Below are 19350 nucleotides of genomic sequence, written 5' to 3'. Positions count from 1 at the left end.
TAAGAATGAATTAACTAAATGTTCGAATAAATTCATTGACGAGAAAGAGTATAAGGAGCCCTTGATCCACAGAGAGTTGGCACATGCTGAGAGCCAATGTTCAAGACTTCGTAGAAAATCCTCTCCGAGAAGGAAAGCTGAAGCATGTGAGTAAGCTGACCCGGGTTCCAGCCGTTACTAAGGATGCGTATGATGGTACGTAGTTAGAGGTGTCGTAAGATTATGATAGTCATAATCCTTACGGAACTAGGGTGGTATCGCGAGATGAAATCTCGTCCCTTATGGGACGGGATTTTTTGTGTTTTTCAATGAACCTTTTCGTCAAGGAACGAACGTTAAGTTGGATGAAATGAGAGGATGAGACCTATGAGAAAAGTGGATGTAAAAGAAAAAGCAAGGTCGCGAGAGCTCCGTGTTCTTGAACAGTGGAAACAGAATGACACATTTCGCAAATCAATTGAAAACAGAGAGGGACAACCCAACTTTGTTTTTTATGAAGGCCCACCAACAGCGAATGGGGAGCCGCATATCGGACATGTGCTGGGACGTGTGATCAAAGATTTCATCGGTCGTTATAAAACGATGTCAGGCTACCGCGTCATACGCAAAGCAGGGTGGGATACACATGGGCTTCCTGTAGAGCTTGGCGTAGAGAAGAAGCTAGGTATTTCTGGCAAACAGGAAATCGAATCCTATGGAGTCGCCAAATTCGTGGAGGCGTGTAAGATCAGCGTTTTCGAATATGAGAAGCAGTGGCGTGAAATGACCGAAGCGATCGCCTATTGGACGGATATGGAGAACCCTTATGTCACACTAACTAATGATTATATCGAGAGTGTTTGGCACATTTTATCCACGATTCATGCGAAAGGGCATCTGTACAAAGGTCATCGCGTAAGCCCGTACTGCCCAGATTGCCAAACAACACTCAGCTCACATGAAGTTGCCCAAGGGTATGAAGATGTGAAAGATCTGAGTGCTACTGTAAAATTCACAAGTAAGAACGCAGATGAACATTTTCTTGCATGGACGACTACGCCATGGACATTGCCTGCCAATGTCGCTTTAGCTGTCAATAAAGATGTTGATTATGTCAAAGTCAAACAGAATGGTGAAGTGTACATCGTAGCACACAACCTTGTTGATAAGATCATGAAAGGGGAGTATGAGCTCCTATCCACGCATAAAGGCGCCGAATTTGTAGGTACACCTTATATGTCACCTTTTGATTATTTTCAAGTGACGAAAGGACATATCGTCGTAGACGCGGACTATGTTAGCGACAGCAGTGGTACGGGGATCGTCCATATTGCGCCAGCTCACGGAGAAGATGATTATCGCACCGTACGCCAGCATGAATTGGATTTTGTAAATGTTGTAGATGCTAGAGGTCGCTACGTCGATCAGATCTTCGATTTTGCCGGTCGTTTTGTGAAGGATTGTGATATCGATATCGTTAAAAACTTATCTGAGCGCGGTCTGTTGTTTTCGAAGGAACGTTATGAGCATAGCTATCCATTCTGCTGGCGCTGTAAATCACCGCTGCTCTATTATGCGACGGAGAGCTGGTTCATCCAAACAACGGCTATTAAAGATCAGTTAATCGCGAACAACAGTCAAATCACTTGGTACCCTTCCCATCTGCGAGAAGGTCGGTTTGGGAAATTTTTAGAAGAACTTGTTGATTGGAATATCAGCAGAAATCGCTACTGGGGTACGCCGCTCAATGTTTGGATCTGTGAAGACTGCAACGCAGAATATGCGCCAGATAGCCATAAGGATCTCCGTGATAAATCGATTGATCCGATCGAGGAAAGCCTTGAACTGCATAAGCCTTACGTGGATCAAGTGAAGCTGCGCTGCTCTTGCGGCGGTACCATGCATAGAACCTCGGAAGTCATTGACGTCTGGTTCGATAGCGGATCTATGCCATTTGCCCAGTATCATCAGCCATTTGAGAACAAAGAACTGTTTCAAGAGCAGTATCCCGCGGATATGATCTGTGAGGGGATCGATCAGACGCGGGGCTGGTTCTTCAGCTTACTGGCGGTCTCTACCCTTTATAATGGGCAAATCCCATATAAATCCGTCTTATCTACAGGGCATGTTCTGGACGAGAATGGACAAAAAATGTCAAAGAGCAAGGGCAATGGGATTGATCCTTGGGAAATCATTAACGAATTTGGCACCGACGCATTCCGATGGGCCTTGTTATCCGATAGCGCTCCTTGGAGCAGCAAGAAATTTTCTAAGCAGATTGTCGCCGAGGCTAAATCCAAAGTTATTGATACGATCAACAATACACATGCTTTCTATGCGTTGTATGCACAAATTGATCAATATCAACCAGATGACCATCCGCAGAATACTTCCGTGAATGTGTTAGATCGATGGATTTTATCAAGATTAAACAGTACCTTGCAACAGGTAAGAAAAGGACTAGAAATCAACGATTTCTTAAACCCTGCGAAGCAAATTGAAACGTTTGTAGATGAACTGAGCAATTGGTATATCCGACGCTCGCGAGATCGGTTCTGGGGGAGCGAATGGACCGAAGATAAAATTGCTGCTTATCAAACCTTACGTCATGTTCTGCTAACACTCGCACAACTGATTGCTCCCTACACACCGCTAATTGCAGATGATCTATATGCGAATTTGGGAGGCGAGGGGAGTGTGCATCTTACCGATTATCCGAAAATGGACGAAACGTTATACGATGTATCATTGGAGAATGAGATGGAAACCGTGAGGCAAATCGTGGAATTGGCTCGCAATATCCGGAATGAAACGGGAATCAAGACTCGGATGCCGCTGTCGGAGTTGTACGTTTCGTTTGACGGTGCGCGTAACATTGGCGGATTTGAAGATATCATCCAAGATGAGATCAATGTTAAATCGATCCATATCGTATCGAGTGATGTCGGCTTCGTACGGTTTACTTTCAAGTTAAACTTGAAAGCTGCAGGTAAAAAGTTCGGGAAATTCGTGGGACCCGTGCAAGCTCAGTTGAAGCAGCTATCAGCTCCAGAAGCAAAAGCAGTGATGGACAACGGCTTCCTGGATATGATGATGGATGGTGAAGTGCTGCACATTCTGCTTGAGGATTTACTTATCGAGAAACAAGCGAATGAAGGCTATGCTTCCGTATCGGGGTACCAAATGACGGTTGCCTTAAACACGACAATGACGGAAGAGTTAGAACAGGAAGGGTTAGTTAGAGAGGTCATTCGAGCAATTCAAGATTATCGCAAAAAGATAGGACTCCCGTTCGAAAAACGCATCGATCTTGTTCTAGATGTAGACGCAGAGTTACAAAATGCTTTAATACGGTTTGACCATGTTCTACTTGAACATGTGCTGCTAAATAGTGTTCGATATGAAACTGAACCCAACATGGAAACCGTTTCGTATGGAGAGAGCAAGTTTAGTTTACTTATTGTATAAAAAGAATGTATGAATAGTTAAGTCACATTTCCACTTCACCTACAATATGATGGGTCTAGACATATACTCAATTGAGGTGAGCGAATGGCAGTCGTAAAAGCTAGAAAGCAGGATATCGACATGTTGGCAAGGTTGCTTCGGGCTGAAGCTGAAACCGAAGGCGAAACGGGTATGTTTCTTGTTGGAAATGTTGGCATTAATCGAATAAGAGCGAATTGCTCCGATTTCAAAAATCTTCGGACAATTCCTCAAATGATCAACCAACCGCATGCGTTTGAAGCGTTGCAGCACGGGTTGTACTATCAAAATGCAAGAGAAAGAGAGCGTCGCATAGCAAAAAGAGCTGTGGATGGGGAGCGGACTTGGCCAGGTAAATTTTCACTTTGGTATTTTCGACCGGGAACGTTCGAAAATCCTGGTCCGTGTCCGGATACCTGGTATAATCAGCCGATAGCAGGCCGTTACAAGAAGCACTGTTTTTATGAGCCGACCGCTAAAGAATGTCAAAATGTCTACAATACGTTTTAATTATACGAATAGAATCGTTAGACATGAAGAAAGAGCTGCCAATGGACAGCTCTTTTCTTGTTTACTTATTATTTAATCGATTGTGTTCTGCAAGGTAACCTGGATTATCATAAGCGCCACCGGGATCAATATCGGTCATACCTTCCCATACATTTGCAACATTCACCTGATCTGGGTGTTCAAAAATAAGGAGTCCTGAAGGCAGCCTTCTTTCGCCATATCGGCTAGATGGATGCGTGATAAGATCACGCCCGACGACCATTTCAGAGGATGCACCTCCGTCTAAGAAACCGGCATTAACACAACCTTCTTTCAATAAAAGGTCTTGGACATCTTTTAAAGAAGCGCCAATACTTTTGGTCTGACGACCATCAATGACGATCATAACAATAACGCCATCTGCGCGTTGACCAATGGCTGTCCGCGGGTTCAGACCATCTCCAACGATGGGGAGTGCTTTACCATTTGCAATGATGCGCGGATAGAAGGAAACGGCGTCAGTCACATGCAAGGCTAAGAGCTCATCAATCGAATATTTCCCAATAATTAATTTCCCCGTATGGTCAAACGCGACGACTTGTTGAGGTACAGTACCATCAACGCTTGTATACAGAATCTTACCTCCAGACATAATAACTCCAATAGGAGCGAACCCATTCCCTAGGCCTTGTGGGTCATCGAAGCCTCCACCATTAATGCCTGCAAGCGCCCCTGTACGATTCACCATCGAACTAATCGTTTCCCCTTGCCCCACTTTACTTGGAACAACGACACGAATTGCTCTCGGATCGTATACCACCATTTTTTTACCGACCCAGCCACGTCCCGTGATATCTTCAACATCAATAATCTTGCCATCCTGTTTCTGAATCGTGATAGCATTCAAATCTTGCTTCTCAATGGCGTTATTTTCACTCATTTGCTGGACATTCTGAATCATTTCATCCCGTTTCTTCATACCTACAAAAATCCATGCCCACTCCCGATGTTGGGTAGCAATAAAGGTATCCGCTAGAAACAGGCGAATTTTCGTTCCTGGGGGAGTTAAGAACAGAAAGCTTACAGATAGAAATACAATAATTATACAAATAAATATGGAACGTTTCAGCCAGCTCACGCTTTGCTCATGTTTGTAAGTAATACCCGCTAGCTTCATGATAATAAGTGCCTACTTTCTAATAATTTAAAAAACGATCAAACCTATATTCCTTGCGTGACGATCTGAAAATAAAGGTATTATAAGTATACAAAATGAATCTGTAGCAAAGATGAAAATAAGATTAAAATCTTCATTTTTAAGCCGTGTAAATAGAACCAAACCTGCCAAATTATTCATCAATTTGAGTACTGGAAACATAAATGGCCACCCGAAAGGGCAGCCAAATTCGTGAAATTAACCTTTTTTAATACGAGCCTGCCAACTGGCATCATCGGAAATTGCCTTTCATCCCAAACTTTAGTATCGTCTAGCGGATCGTAAGGGAGATTGTCTCCATCGCTCGGATCCATCAACTGCACATATAGCCCGTATTCGACAGTTTTGCCTGCTGCCAGGGTATCAAAGAGGTCTTTACCGGCATAATCAGGGTTTTCCCCAGCTAATTGCGCTGCTTCGTGGCTATCAATAACCTGTATACCTGCTAAAGGGTACCAATGATACTTCACAAACGTACGAATGCCTTGCTCGTTTCGCCATACATATGTGTTAACACTGCCAACATCATAATCAAGAGTATCTGGCAGTATGGCAGAAGAAAAAGCAGCGCTTAACAACTCATGTTATTATTAAGGAAGTGAATTAATTAAAAGAGATGGGATGGATAACCAACGCTTGAATACGGCAATCAACGATCCCATCCAAAGTGATAGGAGGCAGAAGATTATTCATCTACATACAGAACTTTGCCGCATTTTTAAAATTCGTTATCCCATTTTCCTAGCGGGCATGGCAGGTGGCCCTGGAACGGTCAGCTTGACGGCTGCCGTATCGAACGCTGGCGGATTGGGGACGCTTGGTGCCGCCTATATGGAGCCTGAAGCGATCCGCACGGCCATTCTGGACATTCGTAAATTAACGAACGCGCCATTTGGCGTAAATTTATTTGTTACTCAGGCTCATGATGACAATTCGAGAACGCTGGAGGTTCAACACGAACTGAATGCAATGAGAGCTAAACTTGGCGTACCGCAGGTTGATGCGGAAGATGTGAAGACACCAGCTCATTTCGAGCAGCAATTCGCCGTTTTGCTAGAAGAAAAAGTTCCGGTAATCAGTACGGCTTTCGGAGTACTTCCAACTCATATGACGGAGCAAGCTAAAGCGGCGGGGATTCAAATTGTGACTATGGTGACTACTGTCGAAGAAGCCATTCTTGCTGAACAAGCCGGATGTGACGCGATTGTGGCTCAAGGAAGTGAAGCCGGTGGTCATCGCGGGACATTCGACATAGCCCAGCGCCCTATGGGCGCTAATATAGGTACAATGGCGTTAGTACCGCAAATTGTTGCGCATGTTCATGTACCCGTTATTGCAGCAGGAGGGATTATGGATGGTCGTGGATTGGTCGCCGCGCTGGTTCTCGGGGCACAAGGGGTTCAGATGGGGACACGATTCCTGACTTCGATTGAATCGGGAGCTCATAATGCGTATCAACATAAATTACTTGCAAGTACCGAGGAAAGTACTGTTATCACGAATGTATTTTCGGGTCGACCTGCCAGAGGTATTGTGAACGAATTTATTAAAGTATGGGATCAGAACGGGGTTGAGCCGCTTCCGTTTCCAACTCAAAATACGGCGACAAGGGATATTCGAAATGCAGCTGCAAAGCAAAATAATTCCGAGTATATGTCATTATGGGCTGGGCAAGGTTTGCGGATGCTTACAGATGGACAAAGTGCTGGGAGTATCGTACAAGAAACGATCCAGCAGGCACAAATGATTCTCGCCCAAATTAAAAATTCTTACGTATAAATAGTGACATTGACAGCTATAGCTCCAGTAGGGATTTTCGAATTACTTTACTATTCTTGCTCGAAATATAAAGCAAAGTTTATGATTACAACATAATTGATGAATAGGGGAGGAGTCATTATGACAGCAACCATTATGAATACAGAAGTAGTTATGCAAGAACTTGAAGCGCTGGGTAAGGAACGTATGAAGAAAATGTACGTATCGAATGGCGCTCATGAGCCGGTATTTGGCGTAGCAACAGGCGCGATGAAACCCCTCTTCAAGCAAATCAAAATCAATCAACCATTAGCGGAAGAACTATACGCAACTGGGAATTACGACGCTATGTACTTTGCCGGCATCATCGCTGACCCCAATACAATGACCGTAGAAGATTATGATCGTTGGATCGATGCAGCATATTTCTATATGTTGTCTGATTATGTTGTGGCTGTAACGTTGTCTGAAGCAGATATTGCGCAGGAAGTTGCGGATACATGGATCGCGAGCGGCGAGGAATTGAGAATGTCAGCGGGATGGAGTTGCTACTGTTGGCTTCTGGGGAATCGAAAAGACACTGAATTCGACGAAAGTAAAATATCCGATATGCTTGACTTGGTGAAAAATACGATTCACGCTTCACCTGAACGAGCGAAATATGCGATGAATAATTTCCTATTCACAGTTGCAGTATCCTACATACCGTTGCATGATAAGGCGATTGAAACTGCAAAGGCAGTTGGACCTGTTGAAATCATTCAGGACAAGACGAAAAGTAAATTTCTTAATGCTTCGGATAATATTCAAAAGGCCATAGAAAAAGCTCGAATTGGATTTAAGCGTAAGCATGTAAGGTGTTAAAGAGTGCGAAAATGTAAATTTACATTTTAAGTATAGGGACAAGTCCGTGTAACTCACGGGCTTTTTTAGTTTTTGAACAGAATGATCGAATAATCGTCTATTATAATGGGGAGATTTACCAAACCCATTAGGGAAATTATTCAAGTCTACGGACGATCGTATATGGGAGTGAAGCTAGCAATGGATACCTATTGGAATCACAATACAGCTTTTCACGATGAGTTAATTACAGACGCAAAGCTACGTGGAGGACGCGTTCTCGACATCGGGTGTGGTGATGGATTATTGCTTCAACGCCTCGCGCCATTCGTGCAACAAGTGATTGGAATCGACCCCGATAATACGGCGATTGAACTAGCACAAACACGACTTGCTGCGATCGAGAATGTGGCGCTTATGAACGGTGACTTCCTTGCTTTGCCAATCCCCAATCAAGAGGAACGATATGCTACTGTTATCTGTGTTGCTACGCTGCATCATATGGATCTGAGAAGCGCACTGCAGAACATGCGACAAGTACTTGCACCCGGCGGTCGACTCCTCATCATTGGCTTAGCAGATGATAAGTCATGGATGGATTTGCTTTTCTCTGGACTGGTTCTGCTTCCTATCCGTATCATGGATCGATTTCATGGTGGGGCCAGCAACCCCAATGTTCGAATTACAGCTCCAAAAGAAACCATCAAGGAGATTCGCCAAGTTGCACAGGAGATGCTTCCAGGAGCGAAGGTGCGACGACGTTTTTACTTCCGTTATAGTCTTTCATGGGACAAACCATTGGAGTAGGAAGTCGATTTCATCTAGTTCGGTAGAATCGGACTATTGGACTTTTTTCACAAATAATCCTCATTTTAATTCGAAAATATCTGAGTAAACTAGCTCGCGCAGAGCTGCAGTCTTTGGCGGAATGGTGTTACTTCATCAAAGCAGGAAAACACTTCATGCTTAGCGAACAAAAAGAGTGATAGTGGAGTTGCAAATTACGCAGCTCCTTTTTCTTGGAAGGGGAGAATCACCAATGAAAATTAGAGTTATTGGTAGATGGGGCGCTTATCCACAGCGTGGAGAAGCAACTGCAGGCTTTCTTTTAGAAATTGGAAATCATAAAATCTTACTCGATTGTGGCAGTGGTGTATTGTCCGTCTTACAGAATTACATGGAACTTCATGAATTGACAGCTGTATTTGTTTCGCACAATCATTTCGATCACATGGCAGACTTAGGTTCTCTTCAGTATGCTTGTTTAATTGATATGGATTTAAAACAACGTGATACACCCTTGCGTTTATTCATTGCTAAGGATTCAAAAGACGAATGGACGATTCCTGTAATGAAAGGAACAATTGAACAAGAAATTAACCAAGATACGATCGTAACATTCGAGGATGGATTAAGATTGACTTTCTTTCGAACGGATCATGATGTATATTGCTTAGGCGTGAAAATTTCCTATGAGGGGAAAAGTTTGGTGTATACGGCCGATACAAGATACAATGAAACTTTAATCCCATACTTGAAAGATGCGGATCTACTTATCACAGAAGCTTCATTTTATGCCAATTTTGATGCCGCTATGTATGGTCATATGAACGCCGTTGAAGCAGGGGAACTTGCAACGAAGGCTGGCGTAAAGAAATTACTTTTAACCCACTTGCCTCACTTCGGAGATATTCAGGTACTGAGAGAAGAAGCAGCTTTGATGTATAAAGGTGAAGTTGTTTTAGCTGATCTCGGCTTACAAGTCGTCTTATAAAATTAGGAGGAAACGCATGTTAAATATGAATCAGATTTATCTCATTACGGACATACCTGGTTATACGCCGCAGATTAGCCGCTTATTGTCCATGATGAACTATGCCAGACATACGACACTACAATCCGTCAAAAATTTAACCGTACAGGAATTGGATTTTCTTTTAGATGAGGAAAGTAATTCAATTGGTGCTTTGTTATTGCATTTCGCGGCGGTCGAATACGCCTATCAATTGGAAACCTTTGAAAAAAGAGACTTGAATGATGAAGATATGGCCATCTGGGGACCCGCGGTGAATCTAGGTGCAGAAGGGCGGGAAAAGATTAAAGGAAATGATCTGGCCTATTATGTAGATAAGCTAAATGAAGTCAGAAATCGCACATTCGAATTATTTAAAACGGTGGATGATGATTGGTTATACCAAGAGGAAGAGTTCTGGTATAAGAAACAAGCGAATCATTATTTTATGTGGTTTCATGTGTTCGAAGATGAAATCAACCATAGAGGTCAGATCAATCTGATCAAGAAAAGAGTGAAAGTATAGGAAGTGAAAGTGAATAGGGTTGTATTTATTCCGCTCATGTGAGCGGATTTTTTCGTTACTCCGTCTGTCTTCTTGAGCTCCCGCTAGCCGCGGGATAATCCCATGGCAGTAGTTGCATTACAATACGTTAGATGTGCTAATATGGAATCAATAAGTGTAACGAATAGAAAGGATGTACTCATGCAAATCCATCAATTAATTTCGAACAACATTAACAAATTAGATGCAACAATACCCGTAAACAAATCATTAGGAATTGCTGGTTTATCAGGATCTGGTAAAACAACTTTTTGTCAGACAATTGGGGAAGAATCCAAGAAACGTCTCGTTTCCTTATTGCCGAAAGCTGAATATCAGTATTTATTTCCAGAGATTATGGAAACGAATTTCAGCGCCATCAAGATGGAGGAAATGCCTCTCGTCCTTTTTCTCGGAAAATCATCGATTTCATCCAATCCTCGTTCAACCATTGGCACACATACAGGCGTTTTCAAAGAGATCCGTGATCGTATGGCCGAACAATTCAATCTTTCTCCCGAAGTTTTTTCCTTTAATAACGCATTAGGGTGGTGCCCGGATTGTAAAGGGCGCAGCACGACACAAAATGTAGAATGTTCGAAGTGTAAAGGGAAGCGCTACAGTCCTGAAGTTGAGCAGCATAAGCTGGAGTTAAGGAATCAACCACATAGCATCTCTGATATCAATAGCTTAAGCATCGAAACCATCCTTTCACTTGCCGAGGAATTACATATTAGTGAAGCAAAACAACATATTCTCCAAAATTTGATTAATATGAATATCGGATACTTAACATTAAATCGCATTATGGGGACATTATCTGGTGGTGAATTAACACGTCATTATTTGGCTGAATTCATGGCTACCAGTGAAAATACCGTTATTATTATTGATGAAATCTCCGTTGGTCTTGACCATGAAACGCTTTTGAAAATTTTAGAACAAATTAAGCAATTAGGTTATAAGAATCAAATTTGGCTCATTGATCATTCGGATACGGTGCTTGATACAACAGATGAGCAATTGTTCTTTGGACCGGGCAGTGGTAAATATGGCGGGAAGATCGTCGAAGAATCACCTCGTCCAAAACCAATTCTATGGGAACAAAACCAGGCAATGCCAACTGATTATTATCAGTTTCAGGACCTGTACTGTCGGAATATTCAAATGGCCGAAATTCAAATTCCTAAGAACAGATTAGTCACTTTTACTGGCGAGTCTGGTTGCGGGAAATCAACACTTGTGCATGAGTGCATGTCCAAAGATTTTCAGAAACGTTATCCCAAAGATAAACTGGTTATGGTTGGGCAAGATCGCAACCAATCGATCACGAGCCGGTCAACCGTTGCTACTTTCCTTGATATTAAGAAGAAACTTACCAAGTATAACGAAGAGACTGAGGATGATATTTTCCAACGTTCGATCGAAGATATTATTGAAGAACTGCCGAACGAAGACATCGCTCGCAAACGATTGAGCTTATTGAATAAACTTGGACTTGGCTATCTGACATTAGAAAGAAAAACACAATCATTATCTACAGGTGAATTTCAATGTGTTCATTTAGTATCGGAGTTGTTTGCGAATTCAAGAAACCCGCATACGCTGTTTATTTTTGACGAACCTTCGAAAGGTTTATCTCAAAATATTTTAAACCAATTCATCGACAGTGTGAGGGTCATTCTGGAAGATGAATCTGTCTCCATCCTGATGATCGAACATAACGCCTATATGCTGGAAAGTTCGGATTTTATTGTTGATTTTGGCAAAAGACAGCCTGAACCGATTAGACACCTTGATGTTGTCCCACATGAGGAATACTATCGTCTTAAAAATAGGGAAGATCATGCAGCCCCTTTGCACATTTCTTCCGCTCTGAAGCAACAACAAGGTATTCAATACCTACAAGAAAATCAGATTAACTATTTTAAACAGGTAGAAAACATCTATAAAGGTGGTATCCTGAAAAGCTTATCTTCCATGGCACGCTTAATCTATGGTGAATACGAATCTGACAAAATTGCCCCTGTGATTGCGATTGATCTTGAACGTCACCTGTATAGTCAATATAGTTTTGTCTATGAAATCGGTGGGCTGATCAACCATATTGTAGCTTCTCATCCTACCAATAAAGATACAAGAAGCTTTGATTTCTATTATCAAGATAATCATTGTCCATGCTGCTCGGGTCGTCGTGTGATCGAAAGATTCGATATAGATATTCTTATTCAAGATAAAACAGTCCCATTCTGGGATGGCTTATTGTTGCCAGAAGTGATGGATGTCTTGAAATATTATCAGCATGCCAAGTTGCATTTCCTTTTCGCAGAGATACAGAATGAGCTAGGTCATGATATAAGTAAAAGTTATAATGAGATGACAGAAGCTGAAAAGAATACGTTCTTATATGGCTATTGGGAAAAATCATTTTATGATAAGGCAGGTAAGGCTTCGAGAACCTGGGAAGGCTTTAATTACATCTTAGGCCGTTACATGGTTATTTCGAAGAATCTTACGATTAAAGAAGCAATGAAAGCTTCAAGAGAAATGATTACCTGCCCCGTATGTCATGGAACCGTATTAAACCATCATAAAAAATTGAAATTTAATGGCTCGGATATTCGCGAGATAATTCAGCAGCCGCTGGATCAGGTTATCCAAAGCGTAGGCAATTTGCCAGAATTAGAAAAGTTAAAATCCATTGTTGGCGGTGACCTCGCGCTTTCGGAAGATGTCTCCTTACTGCCTAGGGAAACTCAGGTTGCCCTTAAAATGTACGAGCTGGAGCTTGCTAGCTTTGTGGGCTATGAAGTGGTTCTACAAAATGCAGTGCCTTTCTGGGACAAGATTAAAGGTAATCTTGATGCGATCAGCAGCAAAAACTTGATAACCATCTGTGATTTTGCCGATATTACGGAAACAAGAGAAACCATCATTGATAAATATTTCACCAATGGAAAATATAAAAAACTGACTTATGTCTACGAAGCCTTTGGTTATAGTAAGATTGTTACCCAAATTAATAAGATCAAAGCCAGTCATCCATGCCCATTCTGTGGCGGTAAGCGAGTCATTTCCGAAGATGGTCTCCATGATGGCGTACAGAAATTGTCGGTACCTTGTGTGAGTTGTTATGTAAGTGGCATCAATGATGAGGGACGCAAGGAAGTCGTCGAGGGTATAACCGTACAAACATGGCTTACTGGCAAAGTAAGTGATGTTGTTGATGCAAGTAAAGTGACGGAGTCCGTTGCAGATATTCCGATCTACAATCGTATTCGTGAATTGAACAAACAAGATATGATGGCCGTGTATCATAGCTTGAATTGATTATTAAGCGCTGACCTTCGGGTTAGCGCTTTCTATTCCATTTCAATATTCACTTGCGAGAATATTCCCAATGTGGTATATTGAATTCAGGAAGACAATAACTGTTACACACGAACAAGAAACGCATGTATTTACAGCAAGAGGACGGATGATGAGCATGGATCCTAACGTCATGAGTGCATTGGCAGAGCCTAACCGCATGAGGATTGTTGATCTTTTGCGTGAACGGCCACTCACTGTAGGGGAAATCGCGGAAAGGCTACAACTGCGTCAGCCTCAAGTATCCAAGCATTTGCGTGTACTTAGTGAGGCTGCCATCGTCGAGGTAAGGGTGGATGCAAATCGTCGTATTTACAAGCTGCTGCCTGATCCATTCCGAGAGATGAACGACTGGCTGGAGAACTACCGCGTCATCTGGGAGGAGCGGTATAACCGACTAGATGACTATTTACAGAAGCTTCAGGGCAATCATGTGCAGAAAGAACAGCAAGACTGATGGTTCAGGACTATTTTAAACAAATAATGAACATTCTAGGAGGAAGTTAAAAATGAAAAATCAAATGGTTTCCACAGTAGAGGACAAAGTTCTAATTCTTGAGCGTGAATTCAATGCCCCTCGTGAGCTGGTTTTCAAGGCATTTACTGAAGCAGAACATCTGAAACATTGGTGGGGTCCGAGAGGTTGGACACTTCCAGTATGTCATGTTGATTTCCGCGTCGGTGGGGTTTGGCATTATTGCATGAAGTGCGAAGACAAGAATCAGGGTGATTACTATGGTATGGAATCATGGGGCAAGGCAATTTACAGCGAAATCGTTGAACCGGAGAAAATCGTGTATGTAGACTTTTTCTCTGATGCGGAAGGCAATGAAACGGAGAATATGCCATCTACGCGCGTAACACTTACCTTTATCGAAACAGAAACGGGTACGAAAGTCATTAACCGCGGAGAATACGCATCAGCTGAAAATCTGCAACAGGTTATGGATATGGGTATGATGGAAGGGATCACGGATACTTGGAACAGACTTGGTGTACATTTGGAGTCCATTCAAAAAAATGCATAAATAATGGATGAGGTCGCTAATTAGCGGCCTTTTCTTTGTGGTTATGAAAAAAATGTCTGCAACACTTGAACATGACGTTACGTCATGTTTTATAGTATAGTTACCGGTAAAGAGCTAGCACAGCCAAAAGGAGATGATTATGAAGCAGCTTTGGAAAGTGGGAGAGCTTGCGAAACTAACAGGACTCACGATACGAACATTGCGATTTTACGATCAAATCAGCTTGTTCTCGCCTTCGGCGCATTCCGAATCGGGACACAGATTGTACAATGAGGCAGATCTGTCGCGACTGCAGCAAATTTTATCGTTAAAAGAGCTCGGATTATCACTGGATGAGGTCAAGTCCGTATTAACGGGCGAGCAATTCAGTCCACTGGAGATCGTTTCGTTGCAAATCGCCCGACTGAAAGAAAATATACGGATGGAACAGAATCTGTTGCTCGAACTGGAGTACGTATCTAATCTGATGTCGTTGAAAGAACCTGTAACGGTCGATGATTTTACCAAATTATTGGAAACCATGAAGAAGAGTCATGAAAAAGTAATCATTGAGCGTCGGTTGTCGTGGGAACGCCGCCTAGATCTGCTTGGCGAACTCCTAGACGGAAAATCCGATGAATCAAAACAAGGGAGCTGACAAGCATGAACGAACGTATTGCCATACATAACACTTTCGTCGTTGAACGTATTTACAAAGCCTCGCCGACACGTGTATTTGCTACTTGGGAGGATCCCAAATTGAAAGAGTTGTGGTTTTCTAAAGCGGATGAATTCGACTTCCGGGTTGGTGGTAAGGAAATGAGTCAGGGAGGCCCTCCAGGTGGACCCATATTCACCTTCGATGCCACGTATCAAGACATTGTTCCGAACGAGCGCATTGTTTATAGCTACACATTGGATATGGGTGAGAAGCGGATGTCGATTTCTGTGACAACTGTCGAGTTCAAGCCAGTGGGTACGGGGACAAAGTTGATATTCACTGAACAAGGCGTCTTCCTAGATGGCCATGATACACCAGAACAACGAGAACATGGGACTGCAATCATGTTGGACAATCTGGGGAAGCAGTTGGAAAACCTATAAACTTGCTTTATCAATATCAAAAAACCGGCCGAAAGGCTGGTTTTTTGTGTGTTCATAAAGAAAAAACTTCACACATATGTGAAGTTCTTAAGATCCTAAATTTTGAATTCGATTGATGAAGATTGTAATATCACTAATCGTTGTGAGTATTTGTGAATTTTGAAGTTTATCAAGTCATCTTTCACATTTGAGGTGCTTGTTGGGCGTATAGGAATATTGGAAAAATAAGTTCATTTCCAATGCAATGTGTGTTACAATTCTACCAAATCGTAACACTGCACACGTGAACATTGAGGGAGTGACTCATTTGAAGCATCGTTTATCCATGATTCTGATTGTATTAACCGTATTAACTTTGGTAACTGCTTGTACCAAACCAAAGCCTCAACCAGTTGCTGAAACAGCCAAGAAAGAGATTGTTCTAGCCATTGGGGGGGAGCCCGAGGCAGGATTTGATCCGACAACAGGGTGGGGGCGTTACGGATCACCTTTATTCCAAAGCACCCTGCTGAAACGAGACAAAGATTTGAATATTGTCAATGATTTAGCTACAGAGTATGAGGTAAGTCAGGATGGCTTGGTTTGGACAGTTAAGTTGCGTAAAGACGCCAAGTTCAGCGATGGTAAACCATTAACTGCAGGGGACGTGCAATATACGTACCAAGCCGCATCAGCAAGCGGTTCGTCCATCGATCTGAGCAACTTAAAGCATGTAGAAGTCTCCGATGAAACGACGTTAACGTTTACGCTCAAAGAACCTCAATCCACGTTTACACAAATGCTTGTATCAACAGGAATTGTCCCAAAACATGCACATGGTAAGGATTATGCGCTTAAACCGATTGGCTCAGGGCCGTACAAATTAATTCAATGGGATAAAGGTCAGCAATTAATCGTTGAAGCCAATCCAGATTATTACGGGAACAAACCATTTTTCCAGAAAATCACGTTCTTATTCCTCGGTGAGGATGCTGCTTTCGCTGCTGCGAAGGCGGGAACCGTTGACATGGCTGCCATTCCAGCAGCATTTAGCAAACAGGCAGTAAGCGGAATGGAATTGAAAGCTGCCAGAACAGTCGACAATCGAGGCATTATGTTTCCTTATGTGAAATCAGGTGGTAAGACGAAAGAAGGCTATCCAATTGGTAATGATGTTACGGCCGATTCAGCCATACGTAAGGCTATTAATATCGCGATAGACAGAAAGAGCCTAGTACAAAGTATTCTAGAAGGTCATGGTACACCAGCCTATACGCTGAACGACGGTCTTCCATGGTTCAACCAAGAGTCAGTTATCACAGATGCAGACATAAATGCAGCGAAAAAGCTGCTTGCTGATAACGGATGGAAAGATACGGATTATGATGGCATTGTTGAAAAAGGGGCATTAAAGGCAGCTTTCAATCTGCTTTACCCATCTAGTGATGTGACTCGTCAATCGCTTGCCATTGCTGCTGCGGATATGTTGAAACCATTAGGTATTCAGGTTAAAGCAGAAGGAAAAAGCTGGGACGAGATGGAGAAACAAATGCATGCTAGCCCAGTGCTTTTTGGCTGGGGCAGCCATGATCCGCTCGAAATGTACAATGTATACAGTAATAAGTTTGGCGGTGTAGAATACTACAATCCTGGATATTACAACAACCCGAAGGTTGAAAACTATATGACACAAGCATTACGGGCAACGAACGAGAAGGATGCTTGGGCATTTTGGAAAAAGGCACAATGGGATGGTGAAACGGGTTTAAGCGCCAACGGCGATGCACCATGGGCATGGTTAGTGAATCTAGATCATCTCTATTTGGTTAAATCTGGTCTCGATATCGGTAAACAAAAAATTCATCCGCATGGTCATGGTTGGCCTGTTACCGATAACATTGAGGAATGGCGATGGAACTCTTAAAACTTTTTCCATTTATCCTTCGTAAAGGACTAGGATTACTATTGCTGTTGCTCGCTGTGAGCGCCATTTCATTTATGCTAGTACACTTCTCTCCCATTGATCCTATTCAAGCTTATGTTGGCGCGGATATGATGAAGGTTAGTGCAGAACAGCGTGAAGCCATTGTGCAATATTGGGGGCTAAATGAACCGCCACTCCTTCGGTACTGGCATTGGTTGAGCGCTGTGGTGAGTGGTGATTTAGGCACATCTATGATTTACCGTCGGCCTGTGCTGGAGGTGATCGGTGAACGATTCGCCGCATCTCTTGCACTAATGGGGGCAGCATGGCTGTTGTCCGGACTGATCGGATTCGTATCTGGCGTATTAGCCGCAATGAATCGGAATACATGGGTTGATAAAGGTATCCGATGGTACTGCTACACCCTTTCCTCAACACCAACGTTCTGGGTTGGCTTGCTATTTATGCTGGTGTTTGCTGTATGGCTCGGCATCCTGCCCGTAGGACTTGCCGTTCCTGCTGGTACCACAGCAGATCAGGTTCAATTCATAGATCGAATTCGACATATGATCCTGCCTGTGCTGACACTTAGCGTGACAGGGATCGCAGCAATTGCACTGCATACGAGAGAAAAGCTAATCGATGTCACGGAAAAGGAGTACTGGTTGTTTGCCAGAGCTCGCGGCGAGCGAGGATTCACTATCTTTTGGAGGCATGGGCTGAGGAATGTGGCTTTGCCAGCTATTACACTGCAATTTGCGTCATTCAGTGAACTATTCGGTGGCGCTGTCTTAGCTGAACAAGTATTCTCTTATCCTGGATTGGGACAGGCTGCTGTAGAAGCAGGGCTTCGAGGAGACATCCCTTTGTTAATGGGCGTTGTATTATTTAGTGCACTATTTGTGTACTGCGGAAATGCGATGGCTGACCTAAGTTATCGTTTTATTGATCCGAGGATGAAGGAGGGAAGTCGTTCATGAAGCAACTTATGCGCGTCGGATTGGTGCTTCCCAAGCTTCATCATCGACTGAGATTATGGATTTCAACTATGATTGCTGTGTTCCTATTACTAACTTTGATCGCTATGTCTATGCGGCTTGATGCCTCGGGTTTAGCCACTAATTTGATGCAGCGTAATTTAGAGCCATCCACCATGCACCCATTCGGGACGGACTGGCTAGGCAGGGATATGTTTACCCGGACTATGAAAGGATTACTACTCAGTCTGAAAGTAGGGCTTACTGCCGGTATTTCAAGTGTTGTGATTGCCAGTATGATGGGAATTGCAGGAGCCGTCTTGGGTCAAGTTGTGAATCGTTTCATTAACTGGGTGACTGATTTATTCCTGAGTGTGCCTCATTTAGTAACACTGCTCTTGATTTCATTTGTGCTAGGTGGAGGGGCCAAAGGCATTATCATTGGCGTCGCGTTGACGCATTGGCCAGCCTTGTCGAGGGTTATTCGCGCTGAGGTTATGCAGATTCAAACGGCTCCTTATGTTGTTATCTCTCGTAATTTCGGCAAATCCCGTTGGTGGATCGCAACTAGGCATATCATTCCTCACCTGATTCCACAAATATTGGTGGGAATCATTCTGATCGTTCCTCATGCCATCTTACATGAAGCTTCGATTACTTTTCTTGGGATGGGTCTATCGCCGCATGAGCCTGCAATTGGTATCATTTTGTCGGAATCGATGCGTTACTTATCTTCGGGCCTGTGGTGGTTAGCCTTGTTTCCTGGCTTATGCTTATTAGTACTGGTACGGACATTTGCTATGCTAGGTGAAAATTTAAAACAATTCGTGAACCCACAACAGACGCATGATAAATAAGCACGGACATCTAAGTGAGAGGAGGT

General features: G+C 43.0%; 16 protein-coding genes, 1 pseudogene and 1 other annotated feature. Of the genes and pseudogenes, 15 read left to right on the top strand and 2 right to left on the bottom strand.

Annotation, left to right across the window (positions count from 1 at the left end; translation table 11 throughout):
* Positions 1 to 26: 26 nt before the first annotated feature.
* Positions 27 to 283, top strand: a binding site (T-box leader).
* An 83-nt stretch (positions 284 to 366) separates the two neighbouring features.
* A complete protein-coding gene (gene ileS, locus AB4114_RS21110) occupies positions 367 to 3447 on the top strand; it encodes an isoleucine--tRNA ligase (RefSeq protein WP_441990213.1) in 3081 nt (1026 codons plus the stop codon).
* A gap of 84 nt (positions 3448 to 3531) precedes the next feature.
* On the top strand, positions 3532 to 3975 hold the full coding sequence (locus tag AB4114_RS21105; RefSeq protein ID WP_441990212.1) for a cell wall hydrolase: 444 nt from the start codon (positions 3532 to 3534) through the stop codon (positions 3973 to 3975).
* A gap of 61 nt (positions 3976 to 4036) precedes the next feature.
* Here AB4114_RS21105 and AB4114_RS21100 read toward each other — a convergent pair whose 3' ends face one another.
* Together AB4114_RS21100 and AB4114_RS21095 are read right to left on the bottom strand one after the other, a co-directional pair.
* Positions 4037 to 5131: a phosphodiester glycosidase family protein gene (locus tag AB4114_RS21100; protein WP_441990211.1), complete on the bottom strand. Its 1095-nt coding sequence runs from the start codon at positions 5129 to 5131 to the stop codon at positions 4037 to 4039.
* 242 nt (positions 5132 to 5373) lie between these two features.
* Positions 5374 to 5748, bottom strand: a pseudogene (locus AB4114_RS21095) (catalase); the annotation flags it as partial.
* Positions 5749 to 5854: 106 nt separating this feature from the next.
* On the opposite strand from AB4114_RS21095, the gene AB4114_RS21090 reads away from it, so the two are divergent.
* From AB4114_RS21090 to AB4114_RS21030, 13 genes are all read left to right on the top strand, one after another.
* Positions 5855 to 6949, top strand: a complete 1095-nt coding sequence (locus AB4114_RS21090; RefSeq protein WP_441990280.1) for an NAD(P)H-dependent flavin oxidoreductase — start codon at positions 5855 to 5857, stop codon at positions 6947 to 6949.
* A 135-nt stretch (positions 6950 to 7084) separates the two neighbouring features.
* The gene (locus AB4114_RS21085; protein ID WP_441990279.1) at positions 7085 to 7792 is read left to right on the top strand and encodes a DNA alkylation repair protein; all 708 of its coding nucleotides are present in this window, start codon (positions 7085 to 7087) and stop codon (positions 7790 to 7792) included.
* 180 nt (positions 7793 to 7972) lie between these two features.
* Positions 7973 to 8578, top strand: coding sequence for a class I SAM-dependent methyltransferase (locus AB4114_RS21080; RefSeq protein WP_441990210.1), 606 nt, complete (start codon positions 7973 to 7975; stop codon positions 8576 to 8578).
* 232 nt (positions 8579 to 8810) lie between these two features.
* Positions 8811 to 9545: an MBL fold metallo-hydrolase gene (locus AB4114_RS21075; RefSeq protein WP_441990209.1), complete on the top strand. Its 735-nt coding sequence runs from the start codon at positions 8811 to 8813 to the stop codon at positions 9543 to 9545.
* A gap of 16 nt (positions 9546 to 9561) precedes the next feature.
* Positions 9562 to 10089, top strand: coding sequence for a DinB family protein (locus AB4114_RS21070; protein WP_441990208.1), 528 nt, complete (start codon positions 9562 to 9564; stop codon positions 10087 to 10089).
* Positions 10090 to 10269: 180 nt separating this feature from the next.
* Positions 10270 to 13437: an ATP-binding cassette domain-containing protein gene (locus tag AB4114_RS21065; protein WP_441990207.1), complete on the top strand. Its 3168-nt coding sequence runs from the start codon at positions 10270 to 10272 to the stop codon at positions 13435 to 13437.
* Between the two features lie 157 nt (positions 13438 to 13594).
* Positions 13595 to 13933 carry an ArsR/SmtB family transcription factor gene (locus tag AB4114_RS21060; protein WP_441990278.1) on the top strand — a complete coding sequence of 113 codons (339 nt, stop codon included), beginning with the start codon at positions 13595 to 13597 and terminating at the stop codon, positions 13931 to 13933.
* 52 nt (positions 13934 to 13985) lie between these two features.
* A complete protein-coding gene (locus tag AB4114_RS21055; protein WP_441990206.1) occupies positions 13986 to 14504 on the top strand; it encodes an SRPBCC family protein in 519 nt (172 codons plus the stop codon).
* A 139-nt stretch (positions 14505 to 14643) separates the two neighbouring features.
* Complete coding sequence (locus AB4114_RS21050; RefSeq protein ID WP_441990205.1) at positions 14644 to 15141, top strand: MerR family transcriptional regulator; 498 nt, start codon at positions 14644 to 14646, stop codon at positions 15139 to 15141.
* A 5-nt stretch (positions 15142 to 15146) separates the two neighbouring features.
* The gene (locus AB4114_RS21045) at positions 15147 to 15587 is read left to right on the top strand and encodes an SRPBCC family protein (protein WP_441990204.1); all 441 of its coding nucleotides are present in this window, start codon (positions 15147 to 15149) and stop codon (positions 15585 to 15587) included.
* Between the two features lie 325 nt (positions 15588 to 15912).
* Positions 15913 to 17490, top strand: a complete 1578-nt coding sequence (locus tag AB4114_RS21040) for an ABC transporter substrate-binding protein (RefSeq protein ID WP_441990277.1) — start codon at positions 15913 to 15915, stop codon at positions 17488 to 17490.
* Positions 17478 to 18470 (top strand): ABC transporter permease, encoded by a 993-nt coding sequence (locus AB4114_RS21035; RefSeq protein WP_441990203.1) that lies wholly within the window; start codon positions 17478 to 17480, stop codon positions 18468 to 18470. The genes AB4114_RS21040 and AB4114_RS21035 overlap by 13 nt, the downstream gene beginning before the upstream one ends.
* Complete coding sequence (locus AB4114_RS21030) at positions 18467 to 19324, top strand: ABC transporter permease (protein WP_441990202.1); 858 nt, start codon at positions 18467 to 18469, stop codon at positions 19322 to 19324. Before AB4114_RS21035 ends, AB4114_RS21030 begins: the two co-directional genes overlap by 4 nt.
* The last annotated feature ends 26 nt before the right edge of the window (positions 19325 to 19350 follow it).

The organism is Paenibacillus sp. 2RAB27 (assembly GCF_052115445.1).
In the GTDB taxonomy this organism is placed as follows: Bacteria; Bacillota; Bacilli; order Paenibacillales; family NBRC-103111; genus Paenibacillus_E.
This window is presented reverse-complemented; position numbering and strand designations above follow the sequence as displayed.